This is a genomic window from Candidatus Aminicenantes bacterium, from assembly GCA_026393855.1.
GTDB lineage: Bacteria > Acidobacteriota > Aminicenantia > Aminicenantales > UBA4085 > UBA4085.
Genome location: JAPKZJ010000068.1, coordinates 67,755 through 92,712 on the forward strand (window position 1 = coordinate 67,755; position 24,958 = coordinate 92,712).

The window sequence follows — 24,958 nt, forward strand, 5'->3', positions numbered from 1 at the left end:
CGTGTTTTGACTCCCATACCCCGAGCCCTTCCTCGCTGGGGGCGCGAACGTGTTTGGCCCCTCATCCCCGAACCGGATCTTGCTTGAAACCGCCGTCCCGGCTATAGTGAATTCAGCCCGGGCCTCCCGGGCTTCGCGGAAGGAGGAGCCATGCTGACGTTTGAAGACACCTTCATGGATTTCCTGCTCGAACACCAGGAGCGCCGCAACCGGTCCTACCACTTCCTGATCCTGATGAACTCGCTCCTCAACGCCGCCAAGCGCATCCAGTTCTACTACCAGACGGGCGCGCTGCGGGGCAACCTCGGCCAAGCCGGAGAGATGAATTGCCAGGGCGAGGACGTGATGATGATGGACCAGATCGCGGACTCCCTGGTCATGCACTACCTGAAGCGGTCCGGCCGGGTCATCCAGGCCGTCAGCGAGGAGTCCGAGGACGTCATCCCGATGAATCTCGAGGGGGGGCGCTACTTCGTCTACTACGACCCGATGGACGGCTCCTCGAACATCCCCCACAACCTGCCGATCGGCACCCTGTTCGGCGTGGCCAAGCGAAACATGGAGGGTCCGGAGGACTTCCATCTGCGGGCCGGCCGGGAGTTTATCGCGGCCGGGATGTTCGTCATCCCCACCGGCACTTTCACCATCGGTCTCAAGGACGCCGGCTGCTGGCGCTTCCACATCGACGAGACGGGCAACTACGTCAAGCCCACGCAGATGCATCTGCCCGAGGACCGCAAGAATTGGGAGCTGTCCTACAACGCGGCCAACCGCGAAACATTCGCAGCGGAGGTGCAGAGCTGGCTGCAGGAGAACAAGCGCAAATACCACTTTCGCTACATGGGCGCACTGGCCGCCGACTTCCACCGTGTCCTGACCAACGGCGGGATGTTCCTCTACCCGGCCATCGTCAACCATCCCAATCCGAAGAAGAACCGGCCCTACGGGAAGTTGCGTCTGATGTACGAGGCCGCCGTGGTCTCATTCATGGCCTGCGAAGCGGGCGGCGACGCGATCGACGAGCAGGGCTTGCCGATCCTCGACATCCGTCCGGTCAAGCCTCACCAGCGGACCTCGCTCTACCTGGGCTCCAAGCCCCTGATCGAAGAGATCAAGGCCGTCCTGACCGCCGTCTGATCCGGACTCAGACCGCGGTCTTTTTCTTGCGGCGGAACATCCCCGAGAGATCGTCCACGATCGAATAGACAACCGGGACCACGACCAGGGTCAGCACGGTCGAGCTGGTCAGGCCGCCGATGATCGTATAACCGATGCCGGCCCGGAAGTTCGAGCTCGTCCCGAACCCGACCGCCACCGGGATCATGCCCAAGATCATGGCCAGGGTCGTCATCAGAATCGGGCGCAGCCGGGTCGACCCGGCCTCGACGATGGCCTCGAAGCGGGCCATGCCGCGCTTGCGCAGGACGTTGGTATAGTCGATCAGCAAAATCGAGTTCTTGGTCACCAGCCCCATCAGCATGATCAGGCCGATGAAGGCGACCATGTCGAAAAGCTTGTTGGCCAGCAGCAGTCCCAGGACGGCGCCGATCATGGACAGGGGCAGGGCCAGCATGATGACCAGCGGCTGGACGAACGACCCGAACTGGGAGGCCAGGACCATGTAGACGAAGATAATGGCCATGGCCATGGCCAGCCCCAGCGAGGCGAACATCTTGCGGTTCTGCTCGACTTGGCCGCCGAACTCGTAGCTGACGCCCTTGGGGAATTCGATGCCGGCCAGGGCGGTGTTGACCTTGGTCGTCAATTCGCTGTAGGCCCGGCCTTTCAGGGTATTGGCCCCGACCATGATCTGCCGGGTCCGGTTGGACCGCCGGATCTGGGTCGGGCCGTTGACGGTCCGCAGGCCGGCCACCTGGTCCAGGCTGATGGTCCCGCCCCGCATCAGGGGCACATAGACCCGGCCTAAACGAGTCAGGTCGGATCGGACCTCCTCGGAGGCCCGTACGCGGATGTCGACGAGGCGCTCCCCTTCGCGGAACTTCGAAGCCAGGTCGCCGTCGACGATCGAGCGCATGACCCCGGCCACCTGGGCGGTGCCGGTGCCGAGCCGGGCGGCCCGGACGCGATCAATCTGAATCTGGATCTCCGGCTTGGGCGGCCGGTTGTCGGAGTTGACGTCGACCAGCCCGCTGATGCCCTGCAGGGCCGTCTTGACCTGATCACCGGCCTGATTGAGCCCGGCCAGGTCCGTGCCCTTGAGGTTGATCTGGATGGGCAGCTGCTGCATGGCCGCGAAGGCCGCCCCGCCCATGGAGGAGGCCTCCTGGAACGTGATCGTGGCCCCCGCCACCTGGGCCAGGACGGGCCGCAGCCGGTCCTCGTAGGCCCGGGCTTGGTTGGTCGGAATCTTCAGCTTGACGTTGATGGTGGCGACGTCCGAAGAGCCGTCGGTCGAACCGACGACCGTGGCCACGTCCCCCACTTCGGGCTGAGCCTTAAGAATCGTCTCGATCGACCGGATGATCCGGTCGGTCTGTTCGAGCGCCGTGCCGGACGCGGTCTGGATCGCGAGGTTGAACTCGGGCCGGTCGCCGCGCGGCGTGCCGCCCGTGCCGATCACGGTGAAGAGGTAGGCGCTGATGAGAAAGACGACGGTGGTCAGGGCGATCATCGTCTTGCGGTGGCGCAGCGACCAGCGCAGGAGGGGACGGTAGCTCTCGCCCAGCTTGTCGTAGCCGTTGGCGACCAGGTGCTCCAGCCGCCAGGCCAGGGTCTTGCGGCCGCCGCGTTCGGTCTTCTTGAAAAAGTGGGCCGACAGCATGGGGGCGAAGGTGAAGGCCTCGAACAGGGAAATCAGGACGGCCGCCGCGACGGTGATGCCGAACTGGCGGAAGAATTTGCCCGCGATGCCGGTGGTGAAAGCCACCGGCAGGAAGACCGCCACGATGGTCAGCGTCGTGGCCGTGACGGCCATGCCGACCTCGGAGGTCCCGGTGCTGGCAGCCGTCATCGGGTCCTGGCCCAGCTTGTCCATGTGCCGGAAGATGTTCTCCCGGACGACGATGGCGTCGTCGATCAGCAGGCCGATCGACAGGCTCAAGGCCAGCAGGGTGATCATGTTCACGGTGTAGCCGAAGAGGGCCATGACGGCGAAGGCGGCGATCAGGCAGACCGGCAGGCCGGCCACCGTGATCAAGGTGTTGCGCAGGTCGCCGAAGGAGAACAGCACGACCAGCCCGGCCAGCAGGATGCCCAGGAGCAGCGTGCGAAGGACGTCGTCGCGGGACTCCTTGATCTGGAGCGAGGAATCCGTCGTCGTCCGGATGTCCAGGTCGGGATGGGCGGCCCGAACCGAGGCGATCATCTTGTTGACCTGATCGGCCACCTTGACGGTGTTGGTCCCGGATTGCTTCTGGACAACCAGCGAGACGCACTCCTGGCCGTTGATCCGGGAGATGGTCCGCTTGATCTTGAAGCCGTCTTTGATCACCGCCAGATCCTTGAGGAACACGGGGTTGCCGCCGGCGCTGGCCACGACCACATCCAGGATCTCCGAAAGGTCGGTGAACTCGGCCTTGGTCCGGATCAGGAAATCCTGGCTGCGGCCGGTGACCCGGCCGGCCGGCATGTTCAGGTTCTCGCTCCGGATGGCCTGGGTGACCTGGGCGATGGACAGGCCCAGGGCGTTGAGCTTGTCGAGATTGACCTCGACCTGGATCTCGCGCTCCTGGCCGCCGATGAGATCGACGCCGCCGACGCCTTCGACCTGCTGAATCTGAACCTTGACGGTGTCGTCGACGAGCTGCCGGACTTCGGGCAGGCTCATCCGGCCGCCCCGGCTCGAAACGGCATAGGAGATGATCGGCGAGGCCGAGGGGTCGAACTTGTTGATGACCGGCTCGATGATCTCGCGCGGCAGGCTGTTGCGGATGCTGGCGATCTTCTCCCGCACCTCGGTCGAGGCCAGTTGGGCGTCCTTTTCCAGGACGAAGGCCGCCAGGATGACCGAGACGCCCTCGGCCGAGGTCGAAGTGATCTTGTCCACCCCGTTGATGGCGCTCAAGGCGTCCTCGATCGGCTTGGTCACCTGGCTTTCCATCTCCTCGGGGCCGACCCCGGGATTGGCCACGGTCACGGCCACATAAGGCAGGGAGATGTCGGGCATCAAATCCACACCCAGGCGGGAATAGGAGAGGAGGCCGACCACCACCAGGGACAGGACGATCATGGTGATGAAGACGGGCTGCTTGATCGATACGTCGGCGATTTTCATGAGGGGGCCGCTCCTGGCGTCACTTGCCGGCGACCGGGTGCTCGACGACCTTGATCTTGTCCTTGTCGTTGAGCTGGCCCGCGCCGGTGGTGATGATCCGCTCTTCGCCGGTCAGCCCGGACAGGACTTCGACCTTGTCGCCGACAACGGCGCCGATTTCGATCGGAATCATCGCGGCCTGGCCCTCGCCGGCCAGGAAGACGAACTTCCGCCCACCGCGGTCGACGACCGAGGTCAGGGGCACGACCAGGGCGTTGCGGCGGCTCTGGACCCATTCGACCTCAGCGTACATGCCGGGCTTCAGCCGGTGGCTGGGGTTGGCGATGATCAGCTCGACGTCGATCGTTCGGCTGGCCGGGTTGGCGACGGGGCTGATGACCGAGACCCGGGCCCCGAAGGCTTCGCCGGGGTAGGCCTCGAGCTTGACGGCGGCGAGCTGGCCGACGGCGATGAACCGAATCTTCTTCTCGTCCACCGCGGCCACAACCTTGACCGTGTCGACGTCGACCAGATTCAGGATCGGGGAGCTGGGGTTGACGGCGGCGCCCGGATTCAGCAGGATGCGCGAGACGACGCCCTTGGCGTCGCTGCGGACCTCGTACGGCTTATAGTCGTAACCGACTTCGTCCCGGTTGACGATCGAGACGACTTGCCCCGGAGCGACGGTGCTGCCCATGCGGACCAGGTTGTTGGCGATCTTGCCGCCGACCTTGGAGAAGATGGATACTTCCGCCTCGGACTGCAGGCTGCCCGAGGAATGGACGATCTCTTCGATCGCCTGCCGCGTCGGCTGGGCGGTCTCGACGGGAACCACCACGACCGGGGCGGGCTTGGACGCCTCCAGCTTCTTGGCCTGGACGGCCTTGTTGGCCCGCCAGCCGATCAGGCCGACCAGGGCAATGAGAAAGACGACGATCAGGATTCTTCCGATTTTCATAAGGTCCTCCCGCAGGAACGGTACAGGTTGTATTGGCTCAAGGTGTGATTGTAGACGAGCTGCAGCCGGCCCAGCCGGGCGCTCTCGACGGCGTTCTGGGCGTCCACCAGGTCGGTGGCGCTCAGCAGGCCGTTGCGGAAGCGCTCTTCGGCGATCCGCAGGGCGTCCTCGGCCTGCTTGATCTTCAGGCTTTCCAGCGGCCACTTGGCTTCGTAGGTCCGCAGGTCGGTCAGGGCGGTTTCGATCTCCATGGTCACGCTCCGCTCCAGGTCCGTCTTGCGCAGCTCGACTGATCGCAGCGCGGAAGCCGCCGCGGCCACCTGGGCCCGGACCCGGTAGCCGTCAAAGACGGGGTAATTCAAGGACAGCAGGGCCGTCCAGTTGCCCCGGATCTTCTCGATGTCGGGCATGAAGCCGTTGCGGAACTCATAGTTGAAGCTCGCGGCCACAGTCGGCTTATCGCCGGTCTTGGCCAGCGCGACCGAGGCCTGGTTGAGGTCGATCTGGTGCCGCCACTGGCGGAACTCGACCCGGTTGGACAACGCCTCCTTGGTTAGGGCACCGCCCACGAACTCGCCCGGCTGAAAGACGAACTCGGCGGCCGGCTGGAACGCGGCGTCGGTGTCGCGCCCGGCCAGAGTATTGAAGGCGATCCGGAACTTGTCGATGCTGGCCAGGAAGTCGAGGCGCTGGGCCCGGAGGGCGCTGATCTGGACTTCCAGCAGGTTGATGTCGAAGCTCGAGGCCAGGCCCGCGTCGTATCGCGCCCGCGCCGTGCCCAGCTTATTCTCGAAAGCGGCGATGGACTCGTCCAGAACCTTGACCGCCTCCCGAAAATAGAGCGTGCCGTAGAACAACGGCACCGCCTGGTAGGCCATCAAATGCTTGGTCAGAGCGACGCCGTCGGAGGCCAGTTCCAGGCCGGCCCGGCTTATCTCCACCGTCCGGGCGGTCCGGCCCCAGTTGAAGACCTGTTCCATGACCGAGGCCCTGATGTTGTAGTTGTTGGGCGTGCCGAACTTGACGGTATACATCGTGCCGTTGAAGGGGATGGAAAATTCCCCGAACAGGCTCATCCGGGTGTAGCTGCCGGCGACGCTGACTTGCGGCAGGTATTGGCTCTTGCTCTCGCCGATCTTGAACTCGGCCCCGGTCACCGCCTCGGCGGCGATCTGGACCTGCTGATTGTTGGCCAGGATCAGGCCGGCCGCCTCTTTGAGGGTCATCGTTTCTTGGGCTTGGGCCGTCATCGTCGTCGCAGCAACAACGACGACGGCGAGAGCCGCCCCTAACAGGGCGCGTTTCTTCATGACTTCGCCTCCATGACGCGTTTCATCATCTCCAGGAAGAAGCGGCCGGCGGCCCGGGCCTCGGCCTTGTCCCCTTCCAAAAGCTTCAGACCCATCCCGATCTGGAGGGTCTTGAGGAATTTCATGATCTCGCCCAGCTCGAAGGGCAGTCGTTCGCCGCCGATCTGGGCTTTAAATGTTTCCCGCAAATCCCGCCATTGCTCGGCGTTGCGGAGAAGCTTGCGGCCGGCCGCTTTGTCCTCGAACCGGATCACCCCCCCCATGCAGGGCAGGAACATCCGCAGGTAACCCTGGTTTTTCTCGAAATATTCGAGGTAGAAGTCGATCCACAGCTCGAGGAGGCCGAGGAAGGAATTCGTGCCGGCCATCCGTCGCGTGATCTCGGCGTGGATCTTGCGGGCCTCCCGCTCCAGGATGTGGACGAAGATCTCGTCTTTACTCTTGAAGTAATAGTAGATCGTCCCTTTGGCCAGCTCGGCCGCCTCGGCGATGTCCTCCATCCGGGCATGGAAATACCCGCGCTCCATGAAGACGCGCTCGGCGGCCACAATGATAGCGGCTAAGCGAGCGCCTTCTTCGCGCTCACGCCGTTCCTTGACGCCCATGCTGAGAATCTCTCCGTTCGGGGGGAGGGGGCGGCGGCGCCCCGGCCCGGTTTTTGACTTGCCGGTCGAAATTAAACTAGTTGGTCATAATACGACGGAGAGGGAGCCTTGTCAAGGTCAGCTCGCCGAAGCGGCTCGCGGAAACGGCGCCGGGACGGAGAGCCGGGCTTAAATCTTGATCAGGATCTTTTTCCGGTAGAGCCCCAGGCAGATCGACCAGAGCAGGGCCCAGGCCGCCAGGCTGGCCAGGATCTCGGCCGGCAGCCGGCCCGCCCAACCCAGCAGGAGGTCGGTGAACGGCTTGACCAGGTGCTTGAGCCATTCCGTCGCCCCGGTCTGGGTGAAGATATAGATGGCCAGCGAGTTCATCCCGACGATGTTGAAGAAGACGACCCCCTTGCGGACCTTGCGAACGTCAAAGGTCCAATAGCACAGGGCCAGGGCCAGCAGGCAGAAGCCGCCGGAGGCGACGACGAACGAGCTGGTGCAGATCCGCTTGATCATGGGTGTGACTAGGGTCAAGGCGAAGCCGGCGGCGATCCCGGCCGCGCCGAGGGCGGCCAAGCCCCGGGCTTTGCGGCCGCCCGGGCGGTCGCTCATCAGCCACTGGGCCGCCAAAACGCCCCAGACGGTGTGGGCGATAGTCGGGATGGCGTTGAATGAGACCCAGTGGCCGGCTGACAGCTCGCCCGAGATCAGCATGTCCACCCAGGCCCCGAAATTGTGGTCGGGCACGAACGGCTGGTTGAAGCCGGAGACCCAGAACAGGCGGTAGATGAGCTCCGTCGCCAGGATGAAGGCGAAGCTCCAGGCGATCTGGACCTTGGCCGGCTTCCGCATCAGGGCGTAAGCGACGATCGAGGTCACCGCGAGCTGGGCCAGGACGTTCTGGAAGCGGAAGGTGATGCGGCCCGGCTCGATGCAGTAAAGGGCCCAACCGATAAGGAGCAGTAATAAAGCCCGCTTCACCGCGTGCCGGGTGATGAGCCCCCGACTGTCGCCCCGACGCTCCCGCTTGGCCGACGAGAAAGCCAGGGCGACGCCGACGATAAACATGAAGAAGGGCTGAACCAGGTCCCAGAAGCGGAGCCCGGCCCAGGGATGGTGGTCGAACTGGGTGCCCAGGGCGAACAGGAACGTGCCTTGAAGAGACGGGTCGACCAGATGGGCGTAGATCAGGGTGCTCTCCCCGATCAGCAGGAACATCGTCAGCCCGCGGAAGAAGTCCAGGGAAAACAGGCGGTCCCTGATGCCGCCGGCGTCGATCGCGTTCGGAACCATGTCTTACCTCCCCTGCGATACGTTCGCGGCGCTCAAACCCCCGATTTTCAAATCGGGGTAAAAGCGCCGCTCAGTATAAACCCTGTTAATACCCCGGGCTTCAGCCCGGGGTATCGAGCGGGTATATTTCGCGATCTCGAGGCGATGGACGGCCCGGCCGGGCGCGAGCTCGATCGTCGTCCATTCCTGCGGCCGGAATTCCGCCGCCCGGCCGTCGATCACGATCGTCCAAACGCCTCCCGCCATCCGCTCCCCCAGCCAGTCCGAAAGGTGCAGGCTCCATGTCTCCGGGTGAGTCCGGAAAAACCGGCCGAACCGCGGGTGGTCGGCGATCTCCAAGCCGAAATCAACGCCCGACGAACGGACGGAGGCGTGGATATAGCCGACATACTCGTCGAGCCCGATGAAGCGGGCCTTCGGGTGGGTAGCGAAAACCTCAGCGAACCCCTCGGGCCGGAGCGAGACGCCCCGGTCGTGGCCGTCCGGCGGCGCCGGGAGGATGAGCGGGACGTCGTCCGTGCCCCCGAATGGGGCGGTGGCGTTGGCGTTGCCCTGGACGGCAAAGTCCTGGCCCAGGTATCCGCCGTACCAGCCGAAGCCCTCGCGGGCAGCGATCCGCCAGGTGTTGGCGGCGAAGGAAGTCGAGACGGCGTTGCCGCCGGTGGCAAAGGCGAGCGGTGTCGTCCCGAACTGGCGCTCGATCCATTCGATCGACCGGCGCATGTGCAGGCTCTGGACAGCGGCCGGGATTTCGCGGTTGCGCCGGGTGTCGAAGAACTCCCGGTACCAGCCGACTTCGGCCTTTTCGCCGTCCGCCGGGCTCCCCCACCACGGCCCGGGCTCCGAGTCGAGGTCGGGCTGCATATGGGTCCAGCCGTGGCTGTGAATTTCGATGAGACCGGCTTTGACGCCTTCGTCCAGCCCCTCTTTCGTCGACCGGTAGTCCTGCCGGGTTCCGAAGGCGTCGACGAAGGGCTCGCCCCAAGTGGGGACGACGCGGCGGGTTTTATCGTCGGCGAAGCCCGGCACGGCATTGACGACAAGAACCGCGTCGTGGGCTTTGAGCGGCGCCAGGATAAAGCGCCGGATCTGGTCCGCCGTCAACGCGGGATAGTGCCAATGCTCCAGCCAGGAGTTCTGGGCGTTGCCGAGGTCGTCCATCATCAGGATGATGCGGTCGGTCCAGCTTTTGACCAAAGCGTAGCCGATGACTGAGGTCAAGGCCCGCTTGAGCAGGGTTCGCACGGGTTGGTAGGAGAGCATCCGGGCCGGATCGCCGCCGATCCAGACGGCCCGCGTCTCGGGATCCAGTTCGCGGATCGTGACTTGCGGGTAGTCCCCTTGCCGGACGAGGGCCTGGGCGCCATCCAAGTCGGCTTGGACCCTGGACTTGAATGCGGCGGGGAGATCGCCCGCATCGAGCGGGTCGGTCAGGCCGCGGGTCAGGAAGTGGGCCTGGACGATCCGCAGGTCCGAGCTGTGGGGATGGACGGCCCGGAAGCGGACACCCAGCAGGCTCTGGATCACCGGCTCCTTGATCCGATCGGCCAAGGCGATCAGGCCGATGTGGTGGTCGCGAACGGCCCACGCGACAACCCCGTAGTCCTGCTTCAGGAGCGGGCCGGTCTGGTCGGCATCCCAAAGGACGGCCCCGTAGCGCGGCCGACCGTCCGCGTCCAGAAAGTGGGCCGGGCTCAACCGCTCCTGGTCCAGGCGGGCGATGTCGAACGGCACGCCCCAGGATTTGAGCAGCGTCACCAGATCCTGGAACTCGGCCCCGTCGGCGATCAGGGTGCTCGTGGGATCCTTCCACTGGTCGCCGATGACCAGCAGGACGCGGTAGGGCTTGACGGCGAAGTCCGCGCCGGCAAGCGGGCGCGAGGCAAAGGCCGGGGCTAAAGCCAGAAGAAGGAGGACTCCGAAAAAAGTCGTTCTTGTGTTCACGGTCGGCTCATCTTTCCTCTCGATTCCAGCTGCGGGATCCGCCGGCCTCGGGCCGGGCATCCGGCGCTGGGGAAGATCGTATGTCCGTGCGCGCGGCCGTGTCAAGGACGGCGCCACTAGCGCCGTGTCTGCGCGCGGATTGACAGCCGGGAAGCCGCCGGGTTAATCTGGCTCCAGGTCCAGCATGAAATCCTACCGCAAAGAGCTTTGGTTCAATGTCCCCTCGCGCCGCGGCTATCTCAACATCACGCCCCAGATCGAGGACTGCCTGCGCGAAAGCGGCATCCGGGAGGGGCTCTGCCTGGTCAACGCCATGCACATCACGGCCTCGGTCTTCGTCAACGACGACGAATCCGGCCTGCATAAGGACTTCGACGATTGGCTGGAGCAGCTCGCGCCGCATGAGCCGGCGGATTCCTACCGCCACAATGTCGGCGAGGACAACGCCGACGCCCATCTCAAGCGGCAGGTCATGGGCCGCGAGGCGGTCCTTGCGGTGACGGCGGGCCGTCTCGATTTCGGCCCCTGGGAGCAGGTCTTCTACGGCGAGTTCGACGGCCGCCGCCGCAAGCGCGTCCTGGTCAAGATCATCGGGGACTAAGCCGGGCCGCGGCTCAGCGGCAGTCGATCTCGTCGGGCAATTCGTTGCGATCGGCCTCGCCCGCATGGGGGAAGTGCCCGGCCAGCTTCTCGCCGACGGTCGCGATCCCCTCGATCAACCCTTCGGTAAACTCGCCCTTCTTGAAGCGGCCGGACATCGCGGCCGCCACCGAAGTCCAGAAATCCGGACCGACTTTGGCGTGGATGCCCTCGTCGCCCAGGACGACGAAGCGCCGCCGCGACGGGACGACGAAGAACAGGATTCCGTTGCGATCCTGGGTCGCCGTCATGCCCAGCCGCCGGAAGGCCCGCCGGGCCACGGGCTCGATCCGGCCCCAGAAAAAGCGCGAGATAGAGACCCGGATTTCGCCCGAGGTCCGGAGCTCCGCGGACTGGATGGACGCCCGGACCCGCCCGGCGTCGATCGTCCGAAGCAGTCTGCTTCTCGATGTCAAGGCCATGGGATGCTCCTCACCAGCCGCCCGAGGCGCCGCCGCCGCCGGAACGGCCGCCGCCCCCGCCGAAGCCCCCCCCTCCCCCCCCGCCGCCGCCGCGCCCCCCCGATAGGAGGTTGATCAAAAGCCAGATGGCGAAGGACGGGTTGGTGATCAGGATGATCAGGAAGATGATAATCCCGATGACGAGAAGCCCGATCTCGGTTCCGTTAAGCGACGATTTGCGGCCGGTCGCCGATACCCCGGCGTCCGCCGCACCGGATCCGGCGGCCGTCCCCGAGACGAGCGCCTGGACCTCGTCCACGGCCCGTCGCACGGCGCCGTCCGGATCGCCCGCTTGGATCCCCGGGACAAGGATGTCGTTGATGATCCGCGAAGCCCGCAGGTCGGTGATCTTGTCTTCCACTCCATAGCCGACTTCGATCCGGATCTTCTTGTCGTCGGCCATGACGAACAGGACCACCCCGTCGTCCAATCCCTTGCGGCCGACCCGCCAGGCCTGAAAGGCTTTGACGGCGTACTCCTCGATGGGATAGCCGCCGGTCGTGCGGTCGATGTAGACGAGGAACTGGTGACCGCTCGATCGCTCCCACGCCTCGAGCCCGGCGTCGAGCCCCCGCAGCGCCGCGGGCGACAGAAAGCCGGCCTTGTCGGTCGCCCATCGGTCGGGCGAAGCGGGAATCTTGATCTCCGCCGCCGGCCGGGGAGTCGCTCCGAAGGCCGGAGCTCCCCCCAGGAGGAGCGCCGCAGCGAGGCTTAGGAGTAGGACGCTTCGACTTAGCTTCACCGTTTAAAATCTACCTTAGGGGCCACGTCGCTGCCCTCAACCGCCTTGAAATAAGCCTTCTCGGCAAACCGGGAGCCGAAGAACCCGGCGATCAAGACGGTCGGGAAGCTCATCCGCTTGGTGTTGAAAGCCTGGGCGGATTCGTTGAAGCGCTGTCGCTCGACCGTAATCCGGTTCTCCGTGCCCTCGAGCTGCGACTGCAGATCGCGGAAGTTCTGGGTGGCCTTGAGCTCGGGGTACTTCTCCACCGTCACCAAGAGGCGGGACAGGGCGCCGCCGAGCTGGTCCTGGGCCTGCTGGAACTTGGCGAAAGCCGCCGGATCGTTCAGCTGTCCGGCGTCGATCTTGGTCTGGCCGACCTTGGCCCGGGCCTCGGTCACGGCGGTAAACGTGTCCGTCTCGAAGGCGGCCGCACCCTTGACGGTCTCGACCAGGTTGGGCACAAGGTCGGCCCGCCGCTGGTAAACGTTCTCGACCTGGGCCCAGCCGGAGCGTACGCCCTGGTCCAGCTTGACCAGGGTGTTGTAGGAGCCGATGCCCCAAAGCGCGATGACGACGATGCCCAGGATCAGGACGCCGAGGCAGCCGAGGGCCATGCTGCGGGTGCCGATCTTCTTGGCGGGAGCGGGAGTCGGGGTTGTTTCCATGGGTTTCTCTCCTTTCCTTTCCGTCCTATTCTACCCGTTGCCGGGCTCTGTCTCAATATCTTATATCTTAAGACCTGACCCCTATTAGAGAACGGTGCCGTCGGGAATGACGGCGTTCTTGGGTACGACCAGGATGCCGTTGACCACACAACACGAGTCGGTCTGCTCGTCCCGCAGGCCGCGGGCGTTGATCAGCCGGACCCCCTGCCCGATGCGGGCGTTCTTGTCGATGATGGCGTTGCGGATCTCGGAGTCGCGCCCGATCCCGATAGGAGGAATCCCTTTGGCCTCGTTGCGGGCCTTCTCCTCGGCCGACTCGAAGTAGTCGGCGCCCATCACCACCGTCCGGTCCAGGACGCAGCCCTCGGCGATCCGCGAGCGGATCCCGACGATGGATTGGCGGATGGCCGAACGGTTGATGATGCTCCCCTCGCAGAGGATCGAGCCGTGGACGTCGGATTGGAGGATCTTGGAACCGGGCAGGAAGCGGGCGTGGGTGAAGATCGGCCGCTCCTCGTCGTAGAAGTTGAACTTGGGCAGAGGCTCGGTCAGGTTCAGGTTGGCCTCGAAAAAGGCCGGAATGGTCCCGATGTCCTCCCAGTAGCCGTCGAAGAAGTAGCTGACGACCTTGCGGGAGCGGATGGCCTCGGGAATGACCTGGCGGCCGAAGTCTTCGTACTCCCCCGTGCCCAGAATCTGCTTCAGGACGTCGCGGTTGAAGACATAAATCCCGGTCGAGGCCAGGTGGGTCCGGCCGGCCGGTTCCAGGCCGAAGGAGGCGAAGGCCGACTCCGGGACCCGCAGCGAGGCGATGACCCCGGGGTCCTTGGGCTTCTCGGCGAACTCGACGATGAGCCCGGACGGATCCACCTTCATGACCCCGAAATCCGGCACTTGGGCTTCGGCCACGGGTGTACCGGCGATGGTGATCTCGGCCCCCGACTTGATGTGGTGGTCGACGAACTTGCGGTAGTCCATTCGGTAAAGATGATCCCCGGCTAGGACGAGGATGATATCCCCCACATCCATGATGTAGTTCAGGTTTTGGCGGACGGCGTCGGCCGTGCCCTGGTACCAGTCACGGTTGTCCAGGGTCTGCTGGGCCGAGAGAAGGGTGACGAAATCGGGGTGGAAGGCGTCGAACCGGTAGGTGACCAGGATGTGGCGGTGAAGCGAGTGGGAGGCGAACTGGGTCAGGACGAAGATGCGGCGATACCCGGAGTGGATGCAGTTGGAGATGGGGACGTCGATCAGCCGGAAGCGGCCGGCGATGGGGACGGCGGGCTTGCTTCGGATCTTGGTCAGCGGGTAAAGCCGGCTGCCCTGCCCCCCGGCCATGATGACCGCAACGACGCTGTTGGCCATAGGATGCTCCTCCTCGTTCGCTTCGGCCCTTTTATAGCATAGATTTCATGCCGCCGGAAGGATCGGCCCCGGGGCCGCGGCCCGATATCCTTTGACATTCCCCGGTCGCCTGGGCTATTTTAGTAGTAGTCCAAGGCAATCGCGCGGCCAGGCCGAGATCCAGGGAGGTCGTCATGCCCGAGGAAGGATTGGAAAAACGGACCTGCGCCCGGTTCCGCATCCCCGGCGCAACCATAGCGTTCAAGCGCGAAAAATCCCTGTTCAAGCGCAACTCCGAGTACGGCGGGGAGTTCCTGCCGATGCTGGACATCAGCCGCGGCGGCATCCGTTTCCTGTCGACCGAGAATCTCCCGCTCGACACCCGGCTCCACCTCAGCATCCAGGTCCCCGGCGATCCCAGCCCGCTCAAGATGGACGGCCTGGTGCGCTGGGCGGCGCCCAATATCGGCCAAAGCTTCAAGTACCAGCTCGGCGTCCAGTTTGCCCCTTACGGCGACAAAAAGGGCATGAACTACCCCGGCTCGCTGGTCAAGATTATCGCCTTCGAGCAGAAATTCCTGGATGAGACGTCCGTCATTAAGGATGAGACGGGTGGGCGCGGCAGCACCTTCTCGATCTAAACCGCGACGGGCCGATTAGGCAGTGGGCTTCCCCTTCTCCCCTTCGACCACCACCTGGCTGTAGTCCGCCATCGGGTCCAGGATCTTCTTGATCCCCTGGAGCAAGCCGATGCGGGCCCGCCGCAGCTTCGCCTCCTCGGCCATGACCAGGACCTTGGTGAAGAACGCGTCCAGCAGCGGCTGCAGCCGGAAGGCCATTTTCTGGGCCTGGACATAATCCCCCTTGGCCAGCATCGGGGCGGTGTTGTCCCGAACGATGACGAAGGCGGCGTAAAGCTCCTTCTCGGCCTTCTCCTGGAGAAGGGCGGCGTTGATCGGGGCTGCGGGCTGGCCGCCGGCGATGTTGTTGATCCGCTTGGCCATCAGGATGAACGGCTCGAACTCGCGGCCTGATTTGAGGCCGTCCAGAGCTTTTAGCCGGAGCGAGGCATGCAGGATATTCTCGACCCCGGCGCCCAAAGCGGCGTTGATCAGGTCATAGCGGTAGCCCTGCCGCTCGAAGATCGAGCGCAGGCGCCCGGCGAAGAACTCCATCAGGGTAGAACGGATTTCGTCCGGGGCTTGCTTCAGCCGATCACCGTAGGAGTTGACGGCCTTATCCAAGAGCCGAGGCAGGGGCAGGTTGAGCTTGCGCTCCAGGATGATTTTGCAGACGCCCTGGGCGTTGCGGCGCAGGCCGAAGGGATCGCTCGAGCCCGAGGTCTGGATGCCGATGCCCACGACGCCGACGATGGAATCGATCTTGTCGGCCAGGGACAGCAGGGCGCCGCCCAACGAGGCGGGGACATCGTCCTCGAGGCTGCCCGGCTGGTAATGCTCGGCGATGGCCCGGGCGACGTCCTCAGGCAGGCCTTCGGCCCTGGCGTACAGGCCGCCCACAATCCCCTGCAAAGCCGGAAACTCGCGGACCATGTCCGTCAGCAGGTCGGCTTTGCATAGCTCGGCGGCCGTCGCGGCGTCCTTGGCCAGGGCCTTGGCCCCGGCCTTGTCGCAGAGATAGACGACGAGCTTTTTCAGACGCTGGGCTTTGTCTTCGTAGGAGCCGAGCTTTTCCTGAAACAGCACCGCTTTGAGGCCGGCCGCCCGCTTGCGGAGCGGTGTTTTGCGGTCCTGCTCCCAGAAGAAGCGGGCATCCGCCAGCCTGGCCTTGAGCACCCGCTCGTGGCCTTTCTGGATGAAGCCCTTGGGATCGGCGTCGGTGTCGGCCACCCCGAGGAAGAGCGGCAGCTGCTTGCGGCCCTTGACCACGGAAAAAAGCTTTTGGCCCTCCCGCATGGCCGTGCTCAGGATTTCGAGCGGGAGCTGGAGATAATCCTCGGGAAAGGAGCCCATGATGACGAACGGGCATTCGACGTCCGAGGCGAGCTTGTCGAGCAGGGCCGGGTCGGGATGAAGCGCCGCCCCGAGCGGGGCCAGTCGAGCTTCGATCTGGGCCAGAATGGCGGCTTTGCGCTCCTCGCCGTCGAGGACGACACCCCGGGCCCGCAGACCGTCCCGGTAGGAGGCGAACGAATCGACTTGGAAGGGCTCGGGCGAGCGAAGCATGTGCCCGGCGGTCCAGTTGCCGGCGGTCAGCCCCTCGAAGACGAAGGGCAACGGCTTGCCGCCCAGCAAGCAGAGCAGGCCGCGCAGCGGGCGGGAGAATTTGAACGTCCCCGTCCCCCAGCGCATCATCCGCGGGAAGGTCAGCGAGGAGATCAGGCGGGCGATGATCCCGGGCAGGATCTCGGAGGCCGGCTTGCCCCGGACCGCGGTCCGGACGCCGATATACTCGCCCTTATCCGTGGTGAAGACTTTCAATGCTTCGACGGCGACGCCTTTGGCCCGGGCGAAGCCCAGGGCAGCGGGCGTGGGCGAACCGTCGGCGGCGTAGGCATTGGCCTTGGGCGGACCGGTCACGATCATATCCCGGTCGGGCTGGCCGGCCGGGATTTCAGCCAGGACGGTCAGTCGGCGGCAGGTGCTGTAGAGGCGGAGGCTCTCGGCGGCGATCTGGGCAGCCGCAAGCTCCTTGCGGAACCGATCGCGCAGGTCCTCGACGGCCGAGCGGACGTGGGACGGGGGCAGCTCTTCGGTCTGGATCTCGAGCAGGAATTCCATCAGACTGTCCCTGCGGCCGGCGTCGCGCGGTCCGTGTAAAGCCGGGCCACCCGGCTGACCAGGGCCCGGATCTGGGCGATCATCTTAACCCGCTCGGTGACGCTGATGGCGCCCCTGGCGTCGAGCAGGTTGAAGGCGTGCGAGCACTTTAGGCACTGGTCGTAGGCCGGCAGGTCGAGCCCTTTCTCGATGAGCTGGGCCGCTTCCCGCTCCGATAGGGCGAAGATCTCGCGCAGCGACTTGACGGTGGCCTGATTGAAGTTGTACTCGGAGAACTGCCGTTCCTCGTCCAGCCGCAGGTCCCGATAGGTCACGTCGTCGGACCACTGCAGGTCGTACATGTCGTCCTTCCCCTCGAGGAACATCTCCAGCCGCTCCAGGCCGTAGGTGATCTCGACCGGGATCGGAAAGACGTCGATGCCGCCGGCCTGCTGGAAATAGGTGAACTGGCTGATCTCCAGTCCGTCCAGCATGACCTGCCAGCCGACCCCCCAGGCGCCGATGGTCGGCGACTCCCAGTCGTCCTCGTCGAAGCGCAGGTCGTGCGCGGCCAGGTCGATGCCCAGGGCCCGCAGGCTGTCGATGTAGAGCCGCTGAATATCGACCGGCGACGGCTTGATGATGACCTGGAACTGATGGTGTTTCTGGACCCGGTTGGGGTTGTCGCCGAAGCGGCCGTCGGTGGGCCGGCGCGCGGGCTGGACATAAGCGGTCTTCCAGGCGCGCGGGCCCAGGACGCGGAAGAAGGTGTCCGGGGTCATCGTCCCGGCGCCGACCTCGATGTCGTAAGACGGCGCCAGATAACAGCCTTGGGCGGCCCAATACGTCTGGAGGTTCAGGATCAGGTTCTGGAGGCTCATACGCTTTTCGGTGTCTCCCATTTGACGACGGGGTTGCGGGCCGCGGCCGTCTCGTCCAGCCGGCGGACATAGGATTGGTGCGGCGCCGCCTTGAGCATCGCCGGATCGGTCCTGGCCTCCTCGGCGATCGTCTTCATCGTCTCGATGAAGGCGTCCAGGTCGCGCTTGCTCTCGGTTTCGGTCGGCTCGATCATCAGCGCCCCGTGAACGATCAGCGGGAAGGACATCGTCGGCGGGTGGAAGCCGTAGTCGATCAGCCGCTTGGCGATGTCCAGGTTGGTCACGCCATAGGCGTCCTTCTGGATCTTGTCGTCGAAGACGACCTCGTGCAGGGACGAGGCATCATACTGGAGGTGATAGATCCCCTCCAGGCTCTTGCGGATGTAGTTGGCGTTGAGCACGGCGATCTCGGCGATCTCGCGCACACCCTCGGCCCCCAAGGCCAGAATGTAGGTCAGGGCCTTGACGACGACCAGAAAGTTGCCGTAGAAGCCTTTGACCCGCCCGATCGAATCGGGCCGATTCCCGTCCAGGGCATATCCCGTTGCGGTCTTGACGACGACCGGGGTCGGCAGGAAGGGGATGAGCTCCTTGACCACGCCGACCGGGCCGGAGCCGGGGCCGCCGCCGCCGTGCGGGGTGGAGAAGGTCTTATGCAGATTGATATGGATGACGTCAACCCCCATGTCGCCCGGCCGGACGATGCCGGTCAGGGCGTTCATGTTGGCCCCGTCCATGTACAGGAAACCGCCCTTGGCGTGGACGATCTCGGCCACCCGGCAGATGTCGGACTCGAAAACCCCCAGGGTGTTGGGGTTGGTCACCATCAGGGCGGCCACGTCCTCGTTCATCCGCTTAGCTAGGTCCTCGACGTCGATCATGCCGTCGGCGTTGGACTTGATCTCCTGCACCGTATAGCCGCTCAAGTGGGCGCTGCTCGGATTGGTGCCGTGGGCCGAATCGGGGATGAGGACGTATTTGCGGGGGTTGCCGCGCTTTTCCAGGGCCGCCCGGACGAGCATGATGCCGGTCAGCTCGCCCTGCGCCCCGGCCGAGGGCTGGAGGGTGAAAGCATCCAGGCCGGCGATCTCGCAGAGGTAGTCCTCCGTCCGTTTGATAACCTCCAAGCAGCCCTGGACAGTGTCGACGGGAGCGTAGGGATGGACCTTGGCGAAGCCGGGCAGGGCGGCGATCTTCTCGTTGATCTTGGGGTTGTACTTCATCGTGCACGACCCCAGGGGGTAGAAGCCGTCGTCCACACAGTAGTTCTGATGGGACAGGCGGGTGAAGTGGCGGACCACCTCGACTTCGGAGACCTGGGGAAAGCCGGCGATTTCATCGCGGACGTCCAGGCCGTCCAGGAAGCCCGCGGCCTTGGGGACGTCGAGGGGGGGCATGGCGAAAGCCCGCTTGCCCTTATCGCTGATTTCGAAGATGAGCGGTTCGCGGATCATCGGAGGACCTCCTCGAGGGCGGCGGCCAGGCGGTCGATCGAGGCCTTGGTCGCCGTCTCGGTCACGGCCGTGAGCAAGGCGTTGGGCAGGCCCGGCTCGAAGGGGCCGAGCGGCAGGCCGCCCAGGATGCCCTTGGCCTTGAGGGCGGCGGCCACCGCGGCGGCCGGTTTGGGCAGGTCCAGGACGAACTCGTTGAAGAAGGCGCCGCTGAAGCGGAGCTTGACGCCCGGCACCTTGGCCAGGACGCCGGCGGCGTAGCGGGCCTTGTGCATGTTTTGGAGGGCCATCTCGCGCAGACCGTCATGGCCCAGGGTCTCCAGGAACATCGTCGCCCGCAGGGCGCACCAGGCTTGGTTGGTGCAGATGTTGGAGGTAGCCTTCTCCCGCCGGATGTGCTGCTCGCGGGTGGACAGGGTCAGGACGAAGCCGCGCTTGCCGTCCACGTCCTTGGTCATGCCGGCGATGCGGCCGGGCAATTGGCGAAGGAACTCTTTGGCACAGGCCATGAAGCCCAGGTAGGGACCGCCGAAGGCCGGCGGCAAGCCGAACGACTGAGCTTCGCCGCAAACGATGTCGGCGCCCTGCTTGGCGGGAGCTTCCAGGACGCCCAGCGACAAGGCCTCGGCCGCAACGGCCACACAGAGCCCCTTGTGGGCGTGGACGATCTCGGCGCAGGCTTTAAGGTCCTCGACGACGCCGAAAAAGTTCGGCGATTGGACGAGAAGCCCGGCTACGTCGGGGCCCATCTTCTTGCGCAGCTCGGCCGACTTGAGGCCGCCGCAGTCGCCGTAGCCGACTTCCTCGATGACGAGGCCGACGTTTTGGGTATAAGTGCGGATGGTCTCGCGGTACTGGGGGTGCAGGGAGCGGGCCACCAGGATTCGCTTGCGGCCGGTCAGACGGTGAGCCATCAGCACGGCCTCGGCCGAGGCCATGGCCCCATCGTAGAGCGAGGCGTTGGAGACGTCCATCCCGGTGAGCTGGCAGATGAGCGTCTGGTACTCGAAGATGACCTGCAAGGTGCCCTGGGCGACTTCGGGCTGGTAGGGCGTATAAGGGGTGACGAACTCGGTCCGGGAGCTCAGGTTGTCTACGACGGAAGGGATGTAATGGTCGTAGACGCCGGCCCCCAGAAACGACTCGTACTCGCCATAGGTGTTCTTGGCCGCGATCGCGGTCATGTGCCGGTCGAGCTCCGGCTCGGCCATGGCCGGGGGCAGATCGAGGAGCCTCTTCAGCCGGACCCCCTCAGGGATGCAGCGGAAAAGGTCGCCCGGCGCCTCGACGCCGATTCGGGCGAGCATCTCCCGCTTATCTTTGTCGCTGAGAGCGATATAGCTCATGGCCGCCTCAATGGGCCAGGCCTTCCAGGTACTTCTCGTAATCGGCCGCCTTCATCAGGGCATTGAGGTCGGACTTGGCCGCCATCTTCAGCCGGATGATCCAGCCCTTGCCGTGCGGGTCCTGGTTGACCGCTTCGGGGACGTTGCCGAGCTCGGTGTTGATCGCCGTGACTTCGCCGGAAATGGGCGCGAAGACTTCGGACACGGCCTTGACCGATTCGATCGAGCCGATCGTCTGATGGACGGCCAGGATCTTGCCGATCTCGGGCAGCTCGACGAAGACGACGTCGCCGAGCTGTTTCTGGGCGAAGTCGCTGATGCCGATCGTGGCCGTGTCGCCGTCGACCGCCACCCACTCGTGATCCTTGGTGAAATAAAAGTTCTGGGGATACATGCCGGTCCTCCTTTGGGGATATCAGTAATCGCGCTTGTAGAACGGCGTCGGAACGACGACCGCCTTGACCCGCTTGTCGCGGATGCCGATCTCGAAGGTGGTGCCGATCGCGGTCTTGGCGATCGGCAGATAGGTCAAGCCGATGCTCTTCTTGAACAGCGGCGAGAAGGTGCCCGAGGCGACCTGGCCGTAGGGCCGGCCGTCGACAAAGACGGGATAGTGAGGCCGGGCGATGCCCTTGTCGACCAGCTCGAACCCGACCCACTTGCGGGTGATCCCCTGCTCGTTCTGGCGGACGATCACGTCGCGGCCGAGGAAGTCGCCCTTCTTGAACTTGACGATCCATTTGAAGTCGCATTCGAGCGGTGTGGTCATATCGTCGATGTCGTTGCCATAGAGGGGGAGCTTGGATTCCAGGCGCAGGGTGTCGCGAGCGCCCAGCCCGACGGGCTGCAGGCCCAGCGGCAGGCCCTTCTCCATGATGGCGTCCCAGAGGATGCCGGGATCTTGGTCGAGGGTGTAGATCTCGAACCCGTCCTCGCCGGTGTAGCCGGTCCGGGAAACGATGCATTCCTTGCCCGCCACCTTGCCGAAGACGAAGGTGAACGAGTGCATCGGGGCCAGGTCGACGTCGGTTAGGGGCTGCAGGATGGGGATGGCCTGGCGGCCCTGCAGGGCCAGCTGGCTGTAGCGATCGGAGGCGTTGTCGAGAACCACCTCGTAGCCGCCCTTGACGGACTGGACGTAGGCGAAGTCCTTATCGGTGTTGGCGGCGTTGACGACAAGCAGGTAAAACTCGGGATGGACGCAATAGACCAGCATGTCGTCGACATAGGTCCCCTTGGCGGTCATCAGCCCGGTGTACTGGACCATGCCGGGCGAGAGACGGGCGGCGTCGTTCGGGGAGATGTGCTGGACGAAGGCCAAGGCCTCCCGGCCGGTGACGTGGATTTCGCCCATGTGGCTGACGTCAAACAGGCCGGCGGCCCGGCGGCAAGCCAGGTGCTCCTCGATCACGCCCTTATACTCGACGGGCATGTCCCAGCCGCAGAACTCGATCATCTTGGCACCGAGCTTGCGGTGATGGTCGTTGAATCGGGTCTTCTTCATGATGGATGAATTCCTTTCGTCGGGAATCAGGAAAGACGAAGATTTAAAATACCATATCCGGGGGGGCGCAATCAAGGCGGACGGGGTCCCCGGCCCGCCCCGCTTGCAGATTCTTCGCCCTTGGCCCATAGTAGGATCATCACCGAAAAGGAGACTTCGAGATGAACCGAATTCCGTTCCGTATCCCGATCCTCATCCTGGCTGCCGCGGGCTTGGTTCTCGGTCTGGCGGCGCAGCAGACCAAGCCGGCCGCGGCCGAAGAGGTCGTTTACACCGCGACGAGTCCCGGACCCTGGGCCGGCAAAGAGCCCACCCATGTGCCCCAGATCGCCGTGGCCAAAACCGAGGCGGGCTGGAGCGTCACGATCACCGTCAAGCATGGCATGATCGCTCAGCCCCTCCATTTCATCCAATGGATCAGGCTCCAGGACGGGGACGGGGCCGTGCTCGGCCGGAAAGAGTTCACCCCGGCCGACCCGAAGCCCGAGGCCGTCTTCGCGCTCAAGACGCTGCCGGCCAAGCTTGTCGCCTTCGAGCACTGCAACCTGCACGGACTCTGGAAAAACGAGCGGGAATCGGCGGCCAAGTAGCCGCCGCGACGGCCCCGGCGGGGCTTCCCCGCTGGAGTGGATTTCCGCCCCTTCTCTAGGTACAATACCCGGGCACCGAATGGAGCAGAGGCGCAATCTATGAGGGATGTGTCCGTCGTCTTCCCGATGCCGAACTTGCGGCTCATCCACCGGACGATGGAGCGCGGCTTGACGTCCGCCCTACGGGCCGGGATCGCCGCCGCCGAAGGGGCCATCATCGTTTGGGCGGACTGCGATTTTTCCATGCCGCCCGCCAAGGTCGAGGATTTGCTGGCCGAGATCTCGTCCGGCGCCGACATTGCGGTCGGGAGCCGCTTTGTCGAGGGCGGCGGGGTCCGGATCATCCACGGCTCGGGCGACACCCTGATGGCCTACCTCATGAGCCGGACGCTCAACGGCTTCGTCCGACGCGTCCTGGGCCGCGGCTTCCACGACTACACATCGGGCTTCATCGCCGCCCGGAGCGAGGTTTTGCGGCGCATTCCACTGAAAGGCGGCTATGGGGAATATTTCATCGACCTCGTTTACCGGGCCCGCAAGCTCGGATACAAGGTGATCGAAAGCCCTTATCTGTGCGTCGAGCGGCGAACGGGAGTGGGCAAGACGGGCCAGCGACTCGGGGATTTCCTCCGCAAGGGCTGGAAATACGTCTGGCTGACCATCAAGCTGCGTTTCACCCGCATCCGTTGACCCCGGACGGCAGGGACCGGAGAGGAAGAGAGGAGGGACACTTGAAAAAGGGATTGACCAGGATCGAGAGGGACGGAGAGATTTATGCCATCGTCCTGCGGAAAAGCTACACCGCGCCCGGGCCGACGTTTTTCACTCCGGGCGAGTTCTCCCAGCAATTGGGCCTGCTCGTCCACCCCAAGGGCAAGGTCGTCAAGCGCCACCGCCACAAGCTGGTCAAGCGGGAGATTTTCCGAACGCAGGAGGTGCTGCTCCTCTTGGAAGGCAAGGTCCGGGTGGAGATCTGCACCGACGAGGGGGAAAAGATCAAGTCCTTCCTCCTCCATCCCGGCGACGCGGTCCTTCTGGCCCGGGGCGGTCACCTGGTCAAAGTGCTGGAGGCCTGCAAGATGATCGAGGTCAAGCAAGGCCCTTACGCCGGGTTCGACGACAAAGAGTTCTTTTGATGATCCCGGTCAACGAGCCGCGGCTGGCCAAGAACACCCTGCGCTATGTCTCCGACTGCGTCCGAACGGGTTGGATCTCCTCGGCCGGCGCCTACATCGGCAAGTTCGAAGCGGCTTTCGCCGAATATCTCGGCGTCGAGCACGCCGTCACGACGACGAGCGGCACGACCGCCCTCCACTTGGCTCTGGCCGCCTTGAACATCGGCCCCGGGGACGAAGTCGTCATCCCCTCGCAGACGATGATCGCCGTGCCTTATGCGGTCCTCTATACCGGCGCCAAGCCGGTCATCCTGGACGTCGACCGGGAGACCTTCAACCTCGACCCGGACCGGTTGGAAACGTTCCTCAAAAAGGGGTGCCGCTATGACCGGCGGGCCAAGTCCCTGCGCAATAAGAAGACCGGCCGGCGCGTGGAGGCCCTGCTGCCCGTTCATCTCTACGGACACCCCTGTCCGATGAACGAGATTCTCGGACTGGCCGAGGCCTTCAACCTGACCGTCGTCGAGGACGCCGCCGAAGCCCACGGGGCGCTCTTCTATCCGGGCGGCCGCCGAGCCCCGCGATTCTGCGGGGCCATGGGCCGGATCGGCTGCTTCAGCTTCTACGCCAACAAGATCATCACCACGGGTGAAGGCGGCATAATCGTCACCGACGACGACGCCCTGGCCGAGCGGGCCCGCCGGCTTAAGGACCTGGCCCATGCGCCGGGCCGCCGCTTCCTGCACACCGAGCTGGCCTATAATTACCGCATGACCAACGTCCAGGCCGCCATCGGCCTGGCCCAGGTCGAAGAGATCGATCGCTTCATCGCCCTTAAAAGAAAAATGGCCGACACCTACGGCCGCCTGCTGGGCGGCATCCCCGGGCTGACCCTGCCGGTGGAGAAGCCCTGGGCCCGGAGCGTCTATTGGATGTACGCCGTCGTGGTCGAGGACGGCTTCGGGATGTCGCGTGAAGATCTCATGGCCAAGCTCAAGGAACGGGGCATCGACTCCCGGACGTTCTTCGTCCCCGTTCAGTATCAGCCGGTATTTGCAAACGATCCGGACTACGCCGACGTGGATTGCCCCATTGCGGAGGAGCTGGGGCGGAAGGGCTTCTATCTGCCCTCCGGGCTGGCCCTCAAGCCGGCCCAGATGAGAGCCGTGGCCCAGGCCGTCAAGGACATCCAGGCCGGGTGCTGAAT

The 24,958-nt window shown here is 64.7% G+C and carries 23 protein-coding genes; 7 read left to right on the forward strand and 16 right to left on the reverse strand.

Annotated features, from left to right (window positions below):
* Positions 1 to 150: 150 nt before the first annotated feature.
* Positions 151 to 1,137, forward strand: a complete 987-nt coding sequence (locus NTZ26_07505; protein MCX6560346.1) for a hypothetical protein — start codon at positions 151 to 153, stop codon at positions 1,135 to 1,137.
* Positions 1,138 to 1,144: 7 nt separating this feature from the next.
* Here NTZ26_07505 and NTZ26_07510 read toward each other — a convergent pair whose 3' ends face one another.
* The 6 genes from NTZ26_07510 to NTZ26_07535 all read right to left on the reverse strand — a co-directional run bounded on the left by NTZ26_07510 (position 1,145) and on the right by NTZ26_07535 (position 10,311).
* Positions 1,145 to 4,234 carry an efflux RND transporter permease subunit gene (locus NTZ26_07510; protein ID MCX6560347.1) on the reverse strand — a complete coding sequence of 1,030 codons (3,090 nt, stop codon included), beginning with the start codon at positions 4,232 to 4,234 and terminating at the stop codon, positions 1,145 to 1,147.
* A 19-nt stretch (positions 4,235 to 4,253) separates the two neighbouring features.
* Positions 4,254 to 5,171: an efflux RND transporter periplasmic adaptor subunit gene (locus NTZ26_07515; GenBank protein ID MCX6560348.1), complete on the reverse strand. Its 918-nt coding sequence runs from the start codon at positions 5,169 to 5,171 to the stop codon at positions 4,254 to 4,256.
* Positions 5,168 to 6,481 carry a TolC family protein gene (locus tag NTZ26_07520; protein ID MCX6560349.1) on the reverse strand — a complete coding sequence of 438 codons (1,314 nt, stop codon included), beginning with the start codon at positions 6,479 to 6,481 and terminating at the stop codon, positions 5,168 to 5,170. The genes NTZ26_07515 and NTZ26_07520 overlap by 4 nt, the downstream gene beginning before the upstream one ends.
* Positions 6,478 to 7,086, reverse strand: coding sequence for a helix-turn-helix domain containing protein (locus NTZ26_07525; protein ID MCX6560350.1), 609 nt, complete (start codon positions 7,084 to 7,086; stop codon positions 6,478 to 6,480). The genes NTZ26_07520 and NTZ26_07525 overlap by 4 nt, the downstream gene beginning before the upstream one ends.
* A gap of 168 nt (positions 7,087 to 7,254) precedes the next feature.
* The gene (locus tag NTZ26_07530) at positions 7,255 to 8,367 is read right to left on the reverse strand and encodes a heparan-alpha-glucosaminide N-acetyltransferase domain-containing protein (protein ID MCX6560351.1); all 1,113 of its coding nucleotides are present in this window, start codon (positions 8,365 to 8,367) and stop codon (positions 7,255 to 7,257) included.
* Positions 8,368 to 8,370: 3 nt separating this feature from the next.
* Positions 8,371 to 10,311: a hypothetical protein gene (locus NTZ26_07535; protein MCX6560352.1), complete on the reverse strand. Its 1,941-nt coding sequence runs from the start codon at positions 10,309 to 10,311 to the stop codon at positions 8,371 to 8,373.
* Between the two features lie 184 nt (positions 10,312 to 10,495).
* Between NTZ26_07535 and NTZ26_07540 the strand changes: the two genes are divergently transcribed.
* Positions 10,496 to 10,912, forward strand: a complete 417-nt coding sequence (locus NTZ26_07540; protein MCX6560353.1) for a secondary thiamine-phosphate synthase enzyme YjbQ — start codon at positions 10,496 to 10,498, stop codon at positions 10,910 to 10,912.
* A 13-nt stretch (positions 10,913 to 10,925) separates the two neighbouring features.
* On the opposite strand, the gene NTZ26_07545 is transcribed toward NTZ26_07540, so the two are convergent.
* The 4 genes from NTZ26_07545 to NTZ26_07560 form a co-directional block, all read right to left on the reverse strand.
* Complete coding sequence (locus NTZ26_07545; protein MCX6560354.1) at positions 10,926 to 11,372, reverse strand: TPM domain-containing protein; 447 nt, start codon at positions 11,370 to 11,372, stop codon at positions 10,926 to 10,928.
* 10 nt (positions 11,373 to 11,382) lie between these two features.
* Positions 11,383 to 12,153, reverse strand: a complete 771-nt coding sequence (locus NTZ26_07550; GenBank protein MCX6560355.1) for a TPM domain-containing protein — start codon at positions 12,151 to 12,153, stop codon at positions 11,383 to 11,385.
* Complete coding sequence (locus tag NTZ26_07555) at positions 12,150 to 12,800, reverse strand: LemA family protein (GenBank protein MCX6560356.1); 651 nt, start codon at positions 12,798 to 12,800, stop codon at positions 12,150 to 12,152. The genes NTZ26_07550 and NTZ26_07555 overlap by 4 nt, the downstream gene beginning before the upstream one ends.
* Positions 12,801 to 12,884: 84 nt before the next feature.
* A complete protein-coding gene (locus NTZ26_07560) occupies positions 12,885 to 14,165 on the reverse strand; it encodes a glucose-1-phosphate adenylyltransferase (GenBank protein ID MCX6560357.1) in 1,281 nt (426 codons plus the stop codon).
* 173 nt (positions 14,166 to 14,338) lie between these two features.
* On the opposite strand from NTZ26_07560, the gene NTZ26_07565 reads away from it, so the two are divergent.
* A complete protein-coding gene (locus tag NTZ26_07565) occupies positions 14,339 to 14,785 on the forward strand; it encodes a PilZ domain-containing protein (protein ID MCX6560358.1) in 447 nt (148 codons plus the stop codon).
* A gap of 15 nt (positions 14,786 to 14,800) precedes the next feature.
* Here the strand turns inward: NTZ26_07565 and glyS are convergent, their stop codons facing one another.
* From glyS to gcvT, 6 genes are read right to left on the reverse strand one after another with little or no spacing between them, the layout of a single operon-like run.
* Positions 14,801 to 16,885, reverse strand: a complete 2,085-nt coding sequence (gene glyS / locus NTZ26_07570; GenBank protein MCX6560359.1) for a glycine--tRNA ligase subunit beta — start codon at positions 16,883 to 16,885, stop codon at positions 14,801 to 14,803.
* Positions 16,885 to 17,745, reverse strand: a complete 861-nt coding sequence (locus NTZ26_07575) for a glycine--tRNA ligase subunit alpha (protein MCX6560360.1) — start codon at positions 17,743 to 17,745, stop codon at positions 16,885 to 16,887. The genes glyS and NTZ26_07575 overlap by 1 nt, the downstream gene beginning before the upstream one ends.
* A complete protein-coding gene (gene gcvPB / locus NTZ26_07580; protein MCX6560361.1) occupies positions 17,742 to 19,199 on the reverse strand; it encodes an aminomethyl-transferring glycine dehydrogenase subunit GcvPB in 1,458 nt (485 codons plus the stop codon). The genes NTZ26_07575 and gcvPB overlap by 4 nt, the downstream gene beginning before the upstream one ends.
* Positions 19,196 to 20,542, reverse strand: a complete 1,347-nt coding sequence (gene gcvPA / locus NTZ26_07585) for an aminomethyl-transferring glycine dehydrogenase subunit GcvPA (protein MCX6560362.1) — start codon at positions 20,540 to 20,542, stop codon at positions 19,196 to 19,198. Before gcvPA ends, gcvPB begins: the two co-directional genes overlap by 4 nt.
* A 7-nt stretch (positions 20,543 to 20,549) precedes the next feature.
* Positions 20,550 to 20,936 carry a glycine cleavage system protein GcvH gene (gene gcvH / locus NTZ26_07590; GenBank protein MCX6560363.1) on the reverse strand — a complete coding sequence of 129 codons (387 nt, stop codon included), beginning with the start codon at positions 20,934 to 20,936 and terminating at the stop codon, positions 20,550 to 20,552.
* Positions 20,937 to 20,957: 21 nt separating this feature from the next.
* A complete protein-coding gene (gene gcvT / locus NTZ26_07595) occupies positions 20,958 to 22,046 on the reverse strand; it encodes a glycine cleavage system aminomethyltransferase GcvT (GenBank protein ID MCX6560364.1) in 1,089 nt (362 codons plus the stop codon).
* A gap of 161 nt (positions 22,047 to 22,207) precedes the next feature.
* On the opposite strand from gcvT, the gene NTZ26_07600 reads away from it, so the two are divergent.
* From NTZ26_07600 to NTZ26_07615, 4 genes are all read left to right on the forward strand, one after another.
* Positions 22,208 to 22,636: a desulfoferrodoxin family protein gene (locus tag NTZ26_07600; GenBank protein ID MCX6560365.1), complete on the forward strand. Its 429-nt coding sequence runs from the start codon at positions 22,208 to 22,210 to the stop codon at positions 22,634 to 22,636.
* 99 nt (positions 22,637 to 22,735) lie between these two features.
* Positions 22,736 to 23,326 (forward strand): glycosyltransferase, encoded by a 591-nt coding sequence (locus NTZ26_07605; protein ID MCX6560366.1) that lies wholly within the window; start codon positions 22,736 to 22,738, stop codon positions 23,324 to 23,326.
* Positions 23,327 to 23,367: 41 nt separating this feature from the next.
* Positions 23,368 to 23,772 (forward strand): hypothetical protein, encoded by a 405-nt coding sequence (locus NTZ26_07610; GenBank protein ID MCX6560367.1) that lies wholly within the window; start codon positions 23,368 to 23,370, stop codon positions 23,770 to 23,772.
* Positions 23,772 to 24,956, forward strand: a complete 1,185-nt coding sequence (locus tag NTZ26_07615) for an aminotransferase class I/II-fold pyridoxal phosphate-dependent enzyme (GenBank protein MCX6560368.1) — start codon at positions 23,772 to 23,774, stop codon at positions 24,954 to 24,956. Before NTZ26_07610 ends, NTZ26_07615 begins: the two co-directional genes overlap by 1 nt.
* Positions 24,957 to 24,958: the final 2 nt, after the last annotated feature.